Genomic DNA, 15,725 nt, shown 5'->3' on the forward strand with positions numbered 1-15,725 from the left:
AAATATAAATGCAAAGTTTCACAGAGGAGAACTATCTTAAAGTTATTTATCACTTAGCGGAGAAAACAGAAACCGTTCAAACGAACGCTATTGCTGAACAAATTCAAACTAAGCCAGCATCCGTAACCGATATGATTAAAAAATTAGCCGAAAAGGGATTGGTCGATTATATTAAATATCAAGGGGTTAGTTTAACGGAAAAAGGGAAATCAGCTGCAATTGATATTGTGCGTAAACACCGCCTTTGGGAAGTATTTTTGGTAGATAAGCTTAATTTTAAATGGGACGAAGTGCATGATGTTGCAGAAGAATTAGAACACATCAAATCGGTGAGTTTGATTGAAAGGTTAGATGAGTTTTTGGGTTTTCCAAAATCCGACCCTCACGGGGATCCCATTCCAGATAAACACGGACGATTTGCAAAAACCCAGTTTATAAAACTGATAGACTTAAAGATTGGCGATTCTGGAACGATTACCGGCGTAAGCCAGCACAGTTCAGCATTTTTAAAACACTTGGAAAAATTAGGTCTAACCCTTGGCAAACAAATTCAAATTACTGATGTTACGGATTTCGATGGTTCAGTAGAAATTCTTTCTAGCGATAAACAAATCAATATTAGTAGAGAAGTGGCAAAACATATTTTAATAAGTAGTAATGGCAAAATCTGAATCGTTAAGTGAAGTACATCAGAGTGTAGCAACAGATAAAAGAAAAGGCTGGAAACGAATTTTATCCTTTATTGGGCCAGCCTACTTAATTAGCGTAGGTTACATGGATCCAGGAAACTGGGCAACAGATTTGGCGGGCGGAAGTAAATTTGGTTATCAACTGATTTGGGTTTTGTTGATGTCCAATCTAATCGCGCTTTTGCTTCAATCTTTAAGTGCCAGATTGGGTATCGTAAGAGGATTAGATTTAGCGCAAGCATCCAAACATGCTTATCCACGCTGGGCAAACATTCCATTATTTGGACTGGCGCAAACTGCCATCATAGCGTGCGATTTAGCCGAAATTATCGGAATGGCCATCGGCTTACAGTTGCTGTTTGGCTTACCCCTAATTTGGGGAATTTCCATTACCATTTTCGATACTATTTTACTTTTATTCTTGCTAAATAAAGGAATGAGAGCCATGGAAGGCTTTATCGTATCAATGGTTTTTATTGTTGGCATTTCTTTTTTAGTCGAAATGTTTATTGTAGAGCCGTCCTTGAAAGAAGTTGCGAGGGGATTTGAACCATCACTATTAAGTGGCGATGCCTTATACATTGCAATTGGAATCATCGGTGCTACCGTTATGCCGCATAACCTCTATCTCCATTCATCACTCGTACAAACCAGAAAAATAGAACGCACAACCAAAGGCATACAAGAGGCATTAAAATTTAATTTAATTGACACTACAGTTGCGCTTAATCTCGCATTCTTTGTAAATGCGGCCATTTTGATTTTAGCAGCGGCTGCGTTTTATAAAAATGGCCTACATGAAGTAGCAGAAATTCAGGATGCACATAAGCTATTGTCTAATATTTTTGGGAACATTGCCCCTGCCCTTTTTGCCATCGCCCTAATCGCTGCAGGTCAAAGTTCTACGGTTACAGGTACCCTTGCCGGACAAATTATTATGGAAGGCCACATTAACCTCAGGATTCAACCTTGGCTTAGGAGATTAATTACCCGCCTATTGGCGATTATACCTGCATTTTTTACCATTCTGCATTATGGCGATGATGCGCTTGGAGGACTATTGGTACTCAGTCAGGTGGTGCTTAGTTTACAACTAGGCTTTGCTATTATTCCACTGATTCACTTCACATCCGATAAAAAATTGATGAAAGATTTTGCCATTAAGTTATGGGTGAAGGTTTTGGCGTGGACAAGTGCACTCGGAATAATTGCGCTGAATGTTAAACTCGTTATTGAAGAAATTTCTGGCTGGACGAAGGAGGCTAACCATTGGTGGATTTATGTGATCATTTTCCCAGTCGTAATCCTGATTGTGCTCTTGTTGCTATATGTTTTCTTTCATCCAATTATTAATAAGCGAAACACTGAGCGACAAATGGTTCCACATGGCAATGCACTGGAAATTGAAAATATAGAAAAAGTGACATATGAGCGGATTGGCATCGCTGTTGATTTTTCGAAAAATGATAGAAACACGATTAGACATGCGCTGATTCAAGGTGGAAAAGATGCGCATTACTATTTAATCCATGTAGTTGAAACTGCCGCGGCGCGCTATCACGGAGATGTTGTTATGGACCATGAAACGCAAAGCGATGGGGAAAATCTCGAAAAATACAGGCAAAACCTAGCCGATTTAGGCTACAACTCTTCGGCATTTATAGGTTTTGGAGGAACTGCAAATGCCATTGCAAAAATTAGCAACTCGAATAAACTAGAATTATTGGTAATGGGTGCGCATGGGCATAAAGGACTTAAAGACCTCATTTTTGGTACAACAGTAGATTCGGTTAGGCACAAGGTAAACATGCCTGTTTTAATTATCAGGTAGTTACTTAAGCAGTTTCATAATTTTCTGAATACCACCATCACCACTGTTGTAGAGTAAAAGCTTATTATTGGTGGCGTAAAGGTACATTGCAGGGTATTTTGACGGAAGAAATGCAGGAATAAAAATTTTGTTTTTATCTTGAAGTACCATCACATTAGGTTTTGTATTGAGGCCTGGGGCATAAGATTTGAAAAATTGAGGGATGATGTACGCCTCATCAAGGGTGATCATGTAAATATTTACATCTTTAAATTTAGCAAAATTGGTGTTGAGCACTTTAGCTTCCCGTTGGCAATGTTCGCAGGTACAATCAAATAGAATAAACAAGTTCTTTTTTCCCTGTTTCAAATCCTTGTTTGCGAATGGTTTTCCATCAAGCTTGAAAAACGTAAATTGAGGCAAAAGTGTTGGCTGTTGTGCCTTTACTTGCAGGGATATAAAAAAAATGACAGCTAAAAGGATGTTTTTTAATTTCATTGCGGTGTTTTAAAGACTTCAAACTTAAATGAATAAATGATTAACCGGCAAATAAAAATGAGGTTTTACAAACAGATGAGCAAATCAGCTGTTAAATACTGCGTGTTGATTTAATTTTAAAATAATTATCACCCAATTTTTAAGATATTTGCACTCCGCATAAATTAACGGTTACTAAAAGCGCAGATCTGAATTTGATTTGCAGATAGGAATATAAATTTTGAAAAACGACATCAACATAAAAAATAAAAGAGCTTATTTCGACTATAATTTAATTGATAAATATGTAGCAGGAATAGCCCTTTTGGGAACGGAAATTAAAGCAATTAGGCAAGGTAAAGCCAACATGACGGATGCTTTCTGCATGTTTATCGGTGGAAACCTGTACGTTAGAAACCTTCACATTTCGGAATATAGCCACAGTTCCTTTTATCACCACGACATCAAGAGAGATCGCGCACTATTGCTTCAGAAAAAAGAGATCAGAAAACTTAAACTTAAAGGAGAAGAGAAAGGTTACACCATTGTTCCGTTACGCATCTTCATTAACGAACGTGGCTTCGCAAAAATGGAAATTTCATTGGCACAGGGTAAAAAAGAATTTGATAAACGCGACAGCTTGAAAGACAAGGACGTTAAACGCGAAATGGACAGGGCCATGAAAAGGTAATCGCCTTGCAGCCAATTAATACACATGAACTATCAATCTATTGCGTTTTGGGTAGCTTTAAGTTACCAAGCCTGATCGCCAACTAAAGGCACAAACCTAAAGGTATCTAAAACAATTTTTTCATAATCTGTATCGCTCACACGTATTACAGTAACCATTTTCTGGGTTTTCTCGTCCCCCACCGGAATTACTAAAATTCCACCGATTTTTAATTGTTTGAGCAATATTTCCGGAACTAACGGAGCACCTGCCGTTACAATAATTTTATCGTATGGGGCATGCTCTGCAATACCTTTTGATCCATCACCACAATAAAATGTTGGCCTGTAACCCATTCCAGGTAAAACTTGTATGGTTCGATTAAAAATATTTTCCTGCCTTTCTATGGTAAATACATTTGCGCCGAGTTCCATCAAAATGCAGGTTTGATAGCCAGAGCCAGTACCGATTTCCAAAACCTTATCGCCCTTTTTTATGTGCAACAATTCACTTTGGTAGGCAACGGTATATGGCTGAGAAATGGTTTGTCCATCACCTATGGGGAAAGCAATGTCTTTGTATGCTTGATTCCAAAAAGTTTCATCAAAAAAGAAATGGCGAGGAACTTTGCCAATTGCTTTCAATACATTTTCATCTTCGATACCGCGACTACTTAACAGCTCTACAAGCTTTTTTCTCGCACCACGTTCTCGGTAATTATCAACAAATTTATAGGCCATGAAGTCTCAAAATTAGCGTTTTTAAATCGTGAAACAATCTTAAAATTTTGTTTGGTCTGTAAGTAACAGTAAATCAAAACTAAAAAATATTCTAATTTCATTTATGCTTACAAAGATATTTTGCAAGTTAGTAAGGAATTATTTCTACTTTTGAGATTGAATGAAAATTACATCAAAAATATCCTTATCAATGAAGAAAATATTACTTGGCCTCGTTCTTTTGTGTACTTCTTATACCGTGTTTGCCCAATCCAGCGCCGACTATAACTATACCATTGGCTTACGTGCATTTACTTTAATGCAATTGCCAAAAGTAATGAACCAAACTAATACCCAAGACTATTCTAAAGCATATGGAAATGGCTTGATGTTTAAATTTAATGATAATCAAATCAGTTACCGCATTAGCGGAAATTATTACAGAAGTGATAAGGAATTCGACAATACCTGTGCGTCATGCGAGATTGGAAAAGGAAAGGTAACGGATTATTCATTCAAAATTGGTTTCGAAAAAAACTTCAATTACTCTAGAGTGCAACCTTACTTTGGCTTTGACTTAGGCTATCGCTCAAACCGTTTTACAGGAACCATCACACCAAGAAACTCACTCGTGGCCAGTACAGAGCAAACCGTTGATGCCACCAAAAACGGTTTGGTATTGACACCAGTTTTGGGCATAAAAGTTAATGTAAATTCATTCATTAACGCGTTTGCAGAGAGCAATTTAGATTTTTACTATTCCTACGAAAAACAGGATCTTACGCAACCAAATGGCGTTGCCAGAACGGTTACCACTTATAGGAAATGGGAATATCTTTTAAACCCTGTTTCTATTGGGATTCAATTTAGCTTAAACGAAAAAAATTAGTACGGATCTACGTCAATCTGAATCATTACGCTTTTAAATTCCTTGATGGAATTGAATTCTGTAATGGTATCTTTTAGTACGTTTTTCACCTTTTGAATGGCGGTATGTTTATCGGCTTTTATAATGATTTGTTTGATGTAGAGGTTTCTAACTCTACTTACCAAAGGTTGCTCTGGCCCTAAAACACGTGCCCCAAATTTGGCTTTCAGTGTATTTGCAAGCATTGTAGCTGCAAGATCTAAAACGTTAGCATCTTTATGTTTAACCGATAAAAAGATCATTTTTGTAAATGGCGGATAAAGAAATTTCTCCCTTTCAGCAATTTCATCGTTATACATCCCAACATAATCGTTGTTTACAACTTGCTTAATAATACGATTTTCGGCATCATAGGTTTGAATGCAAACATTACCTTGATCTGCACGTCGGCCTGCCCGGCCTGCAACTTGCGCAAGCAATTGAAAACTTCTTTCATATGCTCTGAAATCTGGATAACCCAATAAAGTATCGGCATTGATTACGCCGATTAAGTTTAGGTTTTCAAAATCCAAACCTTTTGCAACCATCTGCGTACCAATTAAAATATCGGTCTTTTTATCTTGAAAATCGGTTAAAATTTGTTGGAGTCCGTTTCTGGTTCTAGTGGTATCCATATCCAACCTGGCAATCGTTACCTCTGGATAGAGCAGTTTTAGTTCTTCCTCAATTCTCTCGGTGCCAAAACCTTTCTGCTCAACATGTACAGATCCACAGGCGGGACAAATGTTAACGCTACTTTGCTGGTAACCGCAGTAGTGACAATGGAGCTTTCCGCTGCTTTTATGATAAGTAAGACTGACATCGCAGTTGATGCATTTGGGTGTATAGCCACAAGTTGCACAGATTAAAATGGTTGCATAGCCTCTCCTATTTTGGAAAAGCACAATTTGTTCCTTTTTCGAAAGTGCTAAATCTATATCTTTAATTAGTACGCTAGAGAAATACGAAACCATCTTTTTCTGCTTCGTTTCTTCGGAAATGCTTACTACCTGCTGGTTGGGTAGTTGAACACCACCGAAACGTTCTTTCATTTCTACCAATCCGTACTTCCCTTGTAAGGCATTGTAATAGCTTTCTAAGGAAGGGGTTGCAGAACCAAGTACAACTTTTGCCTGATGTAAATGGGCCAAATAAATGGCGGAATCGCGAGCTTGGTACCGTGGAGCGGGATCATATTGTTTATAAGATGGTTCATGCTCTTCATCTATAATAATCAGTTTTAAATGCTGGAAGGGCAAAAACACTGCCGATCGAGCGCCCAGAATTACTTTATAAGCACCATTTCTAACTTTGTTCCAAATTTCTACCCGCTCACTGTTGTTAAATTTAGAATGATAAACCCCAATAGAATTGCCAAAATATAGCTTAATCCGTTCAACAATTTGGGTAGTTAATGCAATTTCTGGTAATAGAAATAAAACCTGCCCATCTGTATTCTGAATGATTTCTTCAATTAATTTAATGTAAACCTGAGTTTTACCCGAGGCCGTGACCCCATGAAGCAGTGTTACATCCTTTTCGGCAAAAAAGTGCTTAATTTTTTCATAAGCTTTTTGTTGCTCATCATTTAAAGTGAAATGCACATTAAAATCATCGTCGTGGCTTGCCAGTCGGCTAACAGGTCGTTTCATCACCACAAAAACCTCTTTATCCGTTAGCGCCTTTAAGGCAGCAGGACCACAATTGCTTTCTTCTAAAAGTTGCTCTTTAGAAATTGGCAAGCCTGCCTTTTGTAGCTTCAAATAGGCTAGCAAAGCATCCAGCTGTTTTGGAGCCCGATCCAGAATCGAAAAAAGTTGCTTTAGATTTTCCTCTTCCGCGTAAAACTCATTTAAAAGGATGTAGGATTTTAGCAGAGGTTTGTATTTCTGAACAACTTCCTCGGCCACCAAAACCAGCTCCTTATCGAGTAAATGATTGATTATCGGGTAAACCGTTTTTTGACCAAGTAATTTCGATACATCATTTACAGTTAGTTTGTGCTGTTTTTTTAGTGCAGCAATAATAATCTCCTCTTTCTCTGTAAGTTCTGTAGTTTCATTAAAATCATCGCGTAGAATAAGAATGGTTTCACTAGCTAATTTTAAGCTTGCGGGTAAAGCTGCCGCCATTACATCGCCTTCATTGCACATGTAATATTGCGTCATCCATTCCCAAAATTTTAATTGTGTTGGGGTAATTACAGGCTCAGAATCAATTACATCGATAATGTATTTCGCTTCGTAAATTGTTGGTGGAAGCGTAGTAATTGCACTTATTAGCGCGGTATAAATTTTATGCTTACCGAATTGAACAACCACACGCTTACCCACCTGAATTTGATGATTTAGATCAAAAGGTACCCGATATGTGTAGTTTTTAGCCAAGGATAAAGGCAAAACAACTTCTACAAAAAGTGTTTCTCTTTCTGTGAATATATCAGCTTCAAATGTGTTCATTATTTATCTTTAATGGCAGCAAAAAACAACATAATCCATCCAAGCACAAACAAAAGTCCGCCAATTGGCGTAACTGGGCCTATAAATTCAGTAAAGCCAATGTTTGTTAAGCTACGGGTTGCCAACAAATATAATGAACCTGAGAATAAAACGATACCAAAGGTAAAACAGAAATATGCAATATTAATAAGCTTGTTCCTATATCTGGCAAAGGTTGAAAGATAGAGCAGGGCAAATGTATGATAGAACTGATAATCAACACCTTTTTGCCAAATTTCTAAGGATGGCCCGTCAACTAAACTTTTTAAACCATGAGCCCCAAAAGCTCCAAGTAAAACAGCAACAGCACCAAAAAAAGAAGCAGTAAGGATAATACGTTTATTCATAATCTTTTGCTTATAGCAATCGCTAAATTAATAAATTGACGAAGAACTTCTTACTAATCGATGTAATAAATTAAATTTGTTGCACAGACACATGAAAAGAATCATTATTTTATTGACAGGGTTGGTGATAGGCGTGGCAACATTGGCTTATGTTTATTTTTCAAGATTAAGTAATGAGAACAATGCTAAAGACCTGGCTTTGCAATCTGCAACTAACAATGCCGCTTTGCTTTTCTCTTTTCAAAACGACAAGAGTTTTTACCAAATTATTGAAGGGCAAGGTTTGCTCCAGCAGGTATTGGGCATAGAAAAAACCAATCTATTAAGACAACTTAAAACCCTGATTATAGACGACAAGAGCTTGAACGCCTTTATTAAAGATCAGGAGGTTTACATCAGTGTTTTACCCGACACAAATAAAAGCCTTAACTTTCTATTAACCATCCAAATACAACCGCGGCAATCGATTCAAGATTTTTATGGACAAATAAAAAGCAGATCTACGCCGGTAAAGGGTTTGAGCAATGCTTATTCTGTAAAGTTAAATGACAGTTTATCTCTATTTGTTGGGCTTCAAAATCAAGTGATTACCGCCTCCACTTCACTCAAATTAATTAAGGATGCTTCCATTAGGTTAGCAGAAAACCCTTTTACTGATTATATAAAAGCCAATAACGTACTCAATAAGAATGTGCTGGCCCACATATACATCAACTTTAATCAGGCACCGCTGTTGCTCAAAAATATCATCGCTGGAAATATAAATGGAGAAATTTCAATATTTAATAAACAAAACAGCTTTGCAGCTCTAAATTATAATTTCAGCAAAGAGAAAATCCTGTTTAATGGTTATACTGAATTAAAGGACGAAGACAATTATCTAAAGACATTCGAAAATATTGCTCCCCAAAACAGTACCCTCAACAATATACTTCCGGATAATACAGCAAACTATGTTTTATATGCTTTTGATAATTACGGTAGTTGGGCTAAGAAACTGAGCGTTTGGCAAGAGAACAGAAAAAAAGAGGTAGATACCAAAAAGGTTGTAACACAGGTAAAAACAAATTTTAGGGTAGATTTAAACCAGATTTTTCCGGTTTATTCCAAAAATCAGTTTATCGTATTTCAACTTAGCACCACCGAAAAACTTGCTGCAATTGCCTTAAGCGATGGGGAGAAAGTAAAACAACTTTTACTGGATGTAAGTGCCGATTATAATGAAGACATTCGCTTGTTCAAATCGTCGGATATATTGTTTAGCTTTTATGGAGAACCTTTTAAGAAATTCGGGCGACCATATTATGCTATTATTGATAATACGCTGGTTTTAGCCAATAATGCAAGTACAATACAAGCCTTTTTGAGTGATTATAGAAACAATAGACTTCTAATCCAAAATGCTGGATATCAAGATGCGCTGAATCAAATTTCTAGCACATCCAATGTAAGTTATTACATTGGCACAAAAAATTCTACAGATATTTTTAGAAATAACATTTTATCCCCTTACTACAAGCATTTGAGCGCTAATGAGGGTTTAAAAACCTTTGACACTTTTTATTATCAAATGAGTGCAGATAAAGGAAAATTCATCACTAACTTACTTTTAAACAAATATTTAAAACCAGAAATACCAGATTCTTTAAATATCCGTTTATAGACCAAACCAAACAAAAAACAATATACATGAAGAAACTTTTACTCGCCTTTGTGGCAGTAATCAGCTTTACAGCTGTAAGCGCACAGCAATATGCCTTATTTGGGACAAAAACCATGTTCGATGCTTTTGAAAATCCATCTCAAAAATCGTTCACGCTCGATTCTTCCAGAAAATTTTCATCTAATTTCTTTTTGCCAAACTTTGGCTTTAATGCCGCCAATAAAGGAAGTGCCGAGTACATCATCAGAAAACTTACACAAGAAGGGGTAAATGATACCAGAACTTTGCCTGTTGGAACTGGACAGATGAACCATTTCTTTGAAAACAGCAACATCTATGTGGCTACCTTTCGTCTTTTTAAATCCTACAAATATCAAAAAGAAATGGGTTTTGCATGGCAAATTAGATCCGATGCTCAGATTGATTACCCCAATGATGCCATTGCTATTTTCGATAGTTATACCCGTTTTCCAGCGCTTACAGAACTTAACGATGTTTTAAATGTTAAGGGATACCAACAAACCTACCATCAATTTAGCTTTACCTATCGAGAGAATTACAATAAAAAACTAGCTTTCGGCGTAAAAGCAAGCTTGTTAAGTGGAATTCTTTATAATAAACTATCGGTTTCGGATTCTTATTTGTACATAAACCCCGAAACCAATTCACTCGATATTGGCTTAGCGGGCGTTTACTCTGCCAACTTTACAGATACTCAGGAAATTGATAAAAAAACATTCTTTCCTACCTTTAAAAACCCAGGGCTTTCCATAAGTTTTGGAACCAACTATACAACAAAAAAAGGATTATTTTTAATGGCCAACATTAAAGATCTTGGCTTTATTTGGTGGAGAAACAACACAACCAAAACAACAGCAAACACGTTTAAAACGATAAACAATATTGCATTCAATCAGGGCAATACCAATCAAGAAATAAAGGATATTTTTCTTTTGTCAGAGCAGGGAAGCAAATTTTTAGCACCTACAAATGCAAAAATAGATGTTTACCTCTCTAAAAGCTATGGTTTTTACAAACCAGCGCTGGCGGTGTCAAAAAATCTTTTTTATAAAGGTGGCGATGTTGCTTTTATAAATACATTTAATTACAATGATTTCTCGGGAAGCGTTACTCCCCTTTACAACCTCAATAACATATTTATGGTGGGTTTACAAGCTAAATATCAAACCCCGAACTTCGAAATGTTTTTAGGAACGGATAATCTTTTATCAACGGCAAGCCAAGTAAATGGTATCATTAAGAACGACGCGAACATTGGTTCGGGTCCGAATGGAGGTTCCTTTTATATGGGCATAGGCATCAAATTCGGCGATGTAGTGAATCATCCTCAGTTTAGTGATGTAATGCCAGGCATTAACGATAACGAGGGCGGGAGCTTCTTTAAAAAATTGTTTTCTATTTTTAGCAGAAAGTAACGTGCAGATGTGTTTAAGCTTTAGCCTTTTTGGGTTGAGTTACAACAAAGTCTTTTAAATAAAAAGGCTCGAAGTAGGCAACATTTTCGAAACTACCATTTTTGAAGGCCTTTTCGGCAAGTAACGACATGTAACTTGCCGAATTGAAGTTCCCCTCAGAAAAGGCTGCATTTGTGTGTGTTATGGCTTCCTTACATTTAGCAGAACCATCTCCAATAAAAGTTATTTTTTGCTGATGGAGAAAATCCGCAAAGCTTTGCTCATCGATAATTTTGGCTGTGGTTGATTCGAGCGTATTTAGATTTCTATCGAAAATGGTCGTATAAACCTCCATCCTACGAGCATCAATCATGGGGCAAACCAAGCCCTCATAATCCGGGTTTTGGATTAAAAATCCGGCAGCCATCATTTCTAATGTTTCGATGGCGATTAAGGGGCAATCAAGCGCATAGCATAATCCCTTTGCGGTTGATACGCCTATGCGTAACCCGGTATAAGAACCGGGGCCTTTACTTACTGCAATGGCATCTAAATCGCTTAAGGCTAACCCAGCCATTTTAACTACTTCTTCGATAAAAATCGTAAGTCTGCTTGCATGTAAATTCTGCCCTACTTCTTCTTTTAAGGCAACGGTTTTTCCATCAACGGACACTGCCACCGAACATACTGAAGTTGCTGATTCTATCTGAAGTATTTTAGCCATAAGGCAAAGATAAGCTTAAAGCAGAAAGGTTAAAAGCCAATTAGGCGGAATTTTTGTCTGCACTAAGGAACCGGATCGTGACCATGCTTACCCCAAGGGTGGCAGCGACCGATACGCTTCAAAGCCATCCAACCTCCTTTAAAAGGCCCATACTTTCTAATTGCTTCGATACCGTACTGTGAGCATGTTGGTGTAAACCTGCAATTTGCACCCAACATAGGCGAAATTGCATATTGGTAAATGCGAATTAATCCCAAAAAAAACCAGCCGAAAATTTTATTGATGACTTTCATTTGGTTGGATTAAGTTCTGAAATCGTTTGAAGGTTGCGATTAGTTTTTTTTGAATAAACTCAAAATCGTACTTTTCCTTCCCAACAAATTGAATGGAAAACAGCAGTAAGCCTTTCCCTGCTGGTAATTGGCTATAAAACTTTTCTTGTTTGTTTAGGCGGTAGGCTTCGCGAATGCGCCGCTTGAGTAAATTGCGATCAACCGCTCTTTTGTATCTCTTTTTTGGAACATTGATCACTACTTGTGCCTGTACATCAGCAGTTTCATCAATAAAGAGGTAAGAAACCCGAAATGGGTATAATAAAAAAGAAGAACCGTTTTTAAACAGCAGATCTAAATGTTTTCTGCTGCATAACCGTTCTTCTTTCCTGAATGTGTACATATATTTTTGATTGATAATTGCAGAATTTGATCTGCCGATTCCGATTGCTCGGAAAAGCAATCAAAAATTATGCTTTATGCTTGCGTTCGTCAGAAACTGTTAATCTTTTTCTTCCTTTAGCACGACGTGATGCTAATACTCGTCTGCCGTTAGCTGTTGCCATTCTTTCGCGGAAGCCGTGTTTGTTTCTTCTCTTTCTTTGCGAAGGTTGGTATGTTCTTTTCATGACTGTATATTATCTATTATAATTTCAAAATTAAGAGGTGCAAATATAAAGCGATTTCTCTACAATTGCAAGAGTGTTTTGTTTTTATTTTTACTATTTGAAAAGCAAATGTAGTAATTCTTTTCAGAATTTTGGCATCTGATGGAGACTGAGGGGATCAACGAGCAAGCCGCCGAACGAAATTGTAGCCTTTGAATCGGATTTCAAATAAACCAACTCAGGCCTACAAACCCAATGCGGCCTTCAACTTCACATAGCCCGTTTTACTTACCGGCAACCAAATATCTGATTTGAGTAATACAACATAACTATCCTTCTCCTTAAGTTCTATTTTAGTTACCTGCGCCAGGTTTATGATGTACGAACGATGAATACGGATAAACTGTCCGGCATCTAATGTCTGCTCGAAGAAGGCCATCGTTTTGTTTTTGTAATAATTACCCTCCACCGTGCTAAGTTTAACGTAATCATCATCTGCTTCGAGGTAGTTTATTTCAGCAATTGGGATGATCTTAATCACACCGTCTTTTTTAACCACCACCCTACTGTTTTGAGCAGGGGTTAACGCCGCCGCACTTAATATAGCATCATTATTATCTGCTTGGCTAAGTTTCGCAGGAAGCCTTTTTATTGCGGCATCAAAGCGACTTTTATCAATCGGTTTAAGAAGGTAATCTACTGCATTAACTTCGAAGGCTTTAATGGCATACTCATCAAATGCGGTGGTAAAAATAACCGCTGGCTTCTCCTCTACCAGTTCCAGCATTTCAAATCCACTTATTTTAGGCATCTGAATATCCAAGAAAATTAAATCGGGTTTGTGTAAAGTAATTGCTTTTAAGCCTTCAAAACCATCGCAACACTCCGCTACTACCTCTATTTCTGGATAATCTGAAAGGTAGTGTTTTACAACATCTCTGGCTAAAGGCTCATCATCAATTAGTATGGTCCTGATCATTTTTTTGTGGAATTTTTAGAGTGGTAATATATAAATTATTTGCCTCAATTTCAGTTTGCAATAAATGTGGGTTAGCAAATAAAAGATATAATCGCCGCTTAATTGAAGTTAAGCCGAAGCCAGTTCCACCGGTCGCTTTCATTTCTGGATCGAAAGGGTTTTCTACTCGAAGCTTTAAAAGCTGCTCATCTACAGTTACATCTACCTTTATGGTAATTTTTGAGGAGGTATTGTATAAACCAAACTTAATGGCATTTTCTACAATGGGTTGCAATAACGTGCCAGGCAAACGTAAGTTCAAGGTATCATCCGCTACGTTAACTTCGATGTTAAGGCGGTGGCTAAATCGAACTTTCTCAATATCTAAATACAACTGGATGTACTCCATTTCTTCTTCTACCGAAACCCACAATTCATCATCCCGCTTTAAGGTACCCCGTAAAAAGGAGGCCAACTTGGTAATCATCACGCCCGCCTCTTTTGAGTTTACCATCGTAAGGGCAAATACCGAATTTAAGCTGTTAAATAAAAAATGAGGTTGTAATTGATGTCTGAGCTTGTTTAATTCAGCTTCTTTTGCCAAACCTTTCGCGGCAGAAAGTCTCTCTTGTGTTTCAGATTGTTCCTCTAGCCTATACCATAAAATATTTGCCAAAGCACACCAGCCTAAGCACATGAAAGAAATCAATCCCCGAAAGGGAAATGAGAAATTGTAAAAGTCGATGTAGTCTTTATAATCAACAAAAATGTACTGCATCGTATATTTCGCCAGGTAGATGATTACAAAGGTGAGCGCCAGTGTTACGATTAATACGTATAAGATCCTTTCGTTTTTTGGTTGATAATAGCCCAGCATGTTGCTGATGCTGATGCAGGCCAATGCCAAAAGAAAATTATTGACGAAACTATCTGTAAAAGAAATTGACCATGAATAGTTTACAAAATAATGCAAACCAATGGCACACAGAAAAACCCAAACGATGATGAAGGCTAATGATGTTTTCTGTATTTTAGGGATGGTTAAAGGTCTGGTAATCAAAGCTGTTTAGTTAGTTTTGGTAAACAATTTTCTTTGGCGTTCTAAAAACTTCTAATTTCGATACCGCCAAACATGGCTGTACCATCTAATACTAAGGTTTTATGTATCTCTCCGTTTGGCATCATGTGTGCTCTTTTGTCTTCTACACTTCCAAACAAGGCGGTAACATTTGATTTGATGGCCCAATTTTGCGGAACAACCAATTTTATTCCACCAAACACAGCAGTAACATCTAGCGAAACAGTATCCACAAAATCAGTTTGGGTCAGGTTGATATCTGCACCACCAAAAACTGCAGTAATATCCCCTCCCTGAAAATCTTTCGAATAAACGATTTGATGACTACCGCCAAAAACTGCCGTTACATCAAGAACATCGTTATTCATCATATTTTTTTCTTTGCCTTTAAATGTTGAGGGTTCATCAGTTTCCGCCAATTGATCATTGAAATTAGCCTTGAATTTCTTCTTTTCGAAATTGGATTTGGGCCTAAGAATTAGAAATGCGCCAACGATTACCAAGCCAAAACCCAGTGCATATTTAGAGATATCAACATCAAGACCGGGGATGCGTTGGAGCGTGTTGTAAATACCAACCAAGAGTACCACTAACCAGCCTATGCCCTTAAAATTTCTCCTTAAACCAAGAAACAAACCCAGTACAATTAAAAAGGTGTGCCAGCTAAATATCCACCTCGGAATATCTAATCCGATATTATTGAGTAGAAAAGCCAATCCGATGATGACAATTATTGCTCCGCTCCATACCCGACCAGAGTTTTTGTTTATATTATTTAGATTTTCCATTTGCATTTATATTGATAATCAAAAGTATTTATAAAAATTAAGCGGTTAAACGGAGAACCTTTAAGAAATGGTTAAAACACGGTAAGCGTAGTCATTTCATCG

General features: G+C 37.3%; 17 protein-coding genes. 6 read left to right on the forward strand and 11 right to left on the reverse strand.

The window, feature by feature from the left end; genetic code table 11:
- The first annotated feature begins 8 nt into the window (after window positions 1-8).
- Together DHW03_RS06235 and DHW03_RS06240 are read left to right on the forward strand one after the other, a co-directional pair.
- On the forward strand, window positions 9-671 hold the full coding sequence (locus DHW03_RS06235) for a metal-dependent transcriptional regulator (protein WP_109924836.1): 663 nt from the start codon (window positions 9-11) through the stop codon (window positions 669-671).
- Entirely contained in the window at window positions 658-2,520 is a 1,863-nt protein-coding gene (locus DHW03_RS06240; RefSeq protein ID WP_109924837.1) for an Nramp family divalent metal transporter, read from the forward strand. Before DHW03_RS06235 ends, DHW03_RS06240 begins: the two co-directional genes overlap by 14 nt.
- On the opposite strand, the gene DHW03_RS06245 is transcribed toward DHW03_RS06240, so the two are convergent.
- Window positions 2,521-2,997, reverse strand: a complete 477-nt coding sequence (locus DHW03_RS06245; protein WP_109924838.1) for a TlpA family protein disulfide reductase — start codon at window positions 2,995-2,997, stop codon at window positions 2,521-2,523. It abuts the gene before it with no gap.
- A 220-nt stretch (window positions 2,998-3,217) separates the two neighbouring features.
- Here DHW03_RS06245 and smpB point away from each other — a divergent pair, with 220 nt between their 5' ends.
- A complete protein-coding gene (gene smpB / locus DHW03_RS06250) occupies window positions 3,218-3,667 on the forward strand; it encodes an SsrA-binding protein (protein WP_109924839.1) in 450 nt (149 codons plus the stop codon).
- Window positions 3,668-3,729: 62 nt separating this feature from the next.
- Here smpB and DHW03_RS06255 read toward each other — a convergent pair whose 3' ends face one another.
- A complete protein-coding gene (locus DHW03_RS06255; RefSeq protein WP_109924840.1) occupies window positions 3,730-4,386 on the reverse strand; it encodes a protein-L-isoaspartate(D-aspartate) O-methyltransferase in 657 nt (218 codons plus the stop codon).
- Between the two features lie 190 nt (window positions 4,387-4,576).
- On the opposite strand from DHW03_RS06255, the gene DHW03_RS06260 reads away from it, so the two are divergent.
- Window positions 4,577-5,254 carry a hypothetical protein gene (locus tag DHW03_RS06260; protein ID WP_109925029.1) on the forward strand — a complete coding sequence of 226 codons (678 nt, stop codon included), beginning with the start codon at window positions 4,577-4,579 and terminating at the stop codon, window positions 5,252-5,254.
- On the opposite strand, the gene priA is transcribed toward DHW03_RS06260, so the two are convergent.
- On the reverse strand, window positions 5,251-7,731 hold the full coding sequence (priA, locus tag DHW03_RS06265; RefSeq protein ID WP_109924841.1) for a replication restart helicase PriA: 2,481 nt from the start codon (window positions 7,729-7,731) through the stop codon (window positions 5,251-5,253). The genes DHW03_RS06260 and priA overlap by 4 nt on opposite strands.
- Window positions 7,731-8,117 (reverse strand): DUF423 domain-containing protein, encoded by a 387-nt coding sequence (locus DHW03_RS06270; RefSeq protein WP_109924842.1) that lies wholly within the window; start codon window positions 8,115-8,117, stop codon window positions 7,731-7,733. Before DHW03_RS06270 ends, priA begins: the two co-directional genes overlap by 1 nt.
- A 91-nt stretch (window positions 8,118-8,208) precedes the next feature.
- Here DHW03_RS06270 and DHW03_RS06275 point away from each other — a divergent pair, with 91 nt between their 5' ends.
- Together DHW03_RS06275 and DHW03_RS06280 are read left to right on the forward strand one after the other, a co-directional pair.
- Window positions 8,209-9,780 (forward strand): hypothetical protein, encoded by a 1,572-nt coding sequence (locus tag DHW03_RS06275; RefSeq protein WP_109924843.1) that lies wholly within the window; start codon window positions 8,209-8,211, stop codon window positions 9,778-9,780.
- A gap of 26 nt (window positions 9,781-9,806) precedes the next feature.
- Window positions 9,807-11,216, forward strand: coding sequence for a DUF5723 family protein (locus DHW03_RS06280; protein WP_109924844.1), 1,410 nt, complete (start codon window positions 9,807-9,809; stop codon window positions 11,214-11,216).
- A gap of 13 nt (window positions 11,217-11,229) precedes the next feature.
- On the opposite strand, the gene tsaB is transcribed toward DHW03_RS06280, so the two are convergent.
- The 7 genes from tsaB to DHW03_RS06315 all read right to left on the reverse strand — a co-directional run bounded on the left by tsaB (window position 11,230) and on the right by DHW03_RS06315 (window position 15,623).
- On the reverse strand, window positions 11,230-11,919 hold the full coding sequence (gene tsaB, locus DHW03_RS06285; protein ID WP_109924845.1) for a tRNA (adenosine(37)-N6)-threonylcarbamoyltransferase complex dimerization subunit type 1 TsaB: 690 nt from the start codon (window positions 11,917-11,919) through the stop codon (window positions 11,230-11,232).
- A 62-nt stretch (window positions 11,920-11,981) separates the two neighbouring features.
- Window positions 11,982-12,212: a membrane protein insertion efficiency factor YidD gene (gene yidD, locus DHW03_RS06290; protein WP_109924846.1), complete on the reverse strand. Its 231-nt coding sequence runs from the start codon at window positions 12,210-12,212 to the stop codon at window positions 11,982-11,984.
- Window positions 12,196-12,594 (reverse strand): ribonuclease P protein component, encoded by a 399-nt coding sequence (locus tag DHW03_RS06295; RefSeq protein WP_109925030.1) that lies wholly within the window; start codon window positions 12,592-12,594, stop codon window positions 12,196-12,198. The genes yidD and DHW03_RS06295 overlap by 17 nt, the downstream gene beginning before the upstream one ends.
- Window positions 12,595-12,661: 67 nt before the next feature.
- Complete coding sequence (gene rpmH, locus DHW03_RS06300) at window positions 12,662-12,820, reverse strand: 50S ribosomal protein L34 (protein ID WP_010601723.1); 159 nt, start codon at window positions 12,818-12,820, stop codon at window positions 12,662-12,664.
- A gap of 223 nt (window positions 12,821-13,043) precedes the next feature.
- The gene (locus DHW03_RS06305; RefSeq protein WP_109924847.1) at window positions 13,044-13,778 is read right to left on the reverse strand and encodes a LytR/AlgR family response regulator transcription factor; all 735 of its coding nucleotides are present in this window, start codon (window positions 13,776-13,778) and stop codon (window positions 13,044-13,046) included.
- Window positions 13,756-14,817, reverse strand: coding sequence for a sensor histidine kinase (locus DHW03_RS06310; protein ID WP_240618477.1), 1,062 nt, complete (start codon window positions 14,815-14,817; stop codon window positions 13,756-13,758). The genes DHW03_RS06305 and DHW03_RS06310 overlap by 23 nt, the downstream gene beginning before the upstream one ends.
- A 41-nt stretch (window positions 14,818-14,858) precedes the next feature.
- Window positions 14,859-15,623: a LiaF transmembrane domain-containing protein gene (locus tag DHW03_RS06315; RefSeq protein ID WP_109924848.1), complete on the reverse strand. Its 765-nt coding sequence runs from the start codon at window positions 15,621-15,623 to the stop codon at window positions 14,859-14,861.
- Window positions 15,624-15,725: the final 102 nt, after the last annotated feature.

The organism is Pedobacter yonginensis (assembly GCF_003173595.1).
In the GTDB taxonomy this organism is placed as follows: Bacteria; Bacteroidota; Bacteroidia; order Sphingobacteriales; family Sphingobacteriaceae; genus Pedobacter; species Pedobacter yonginense.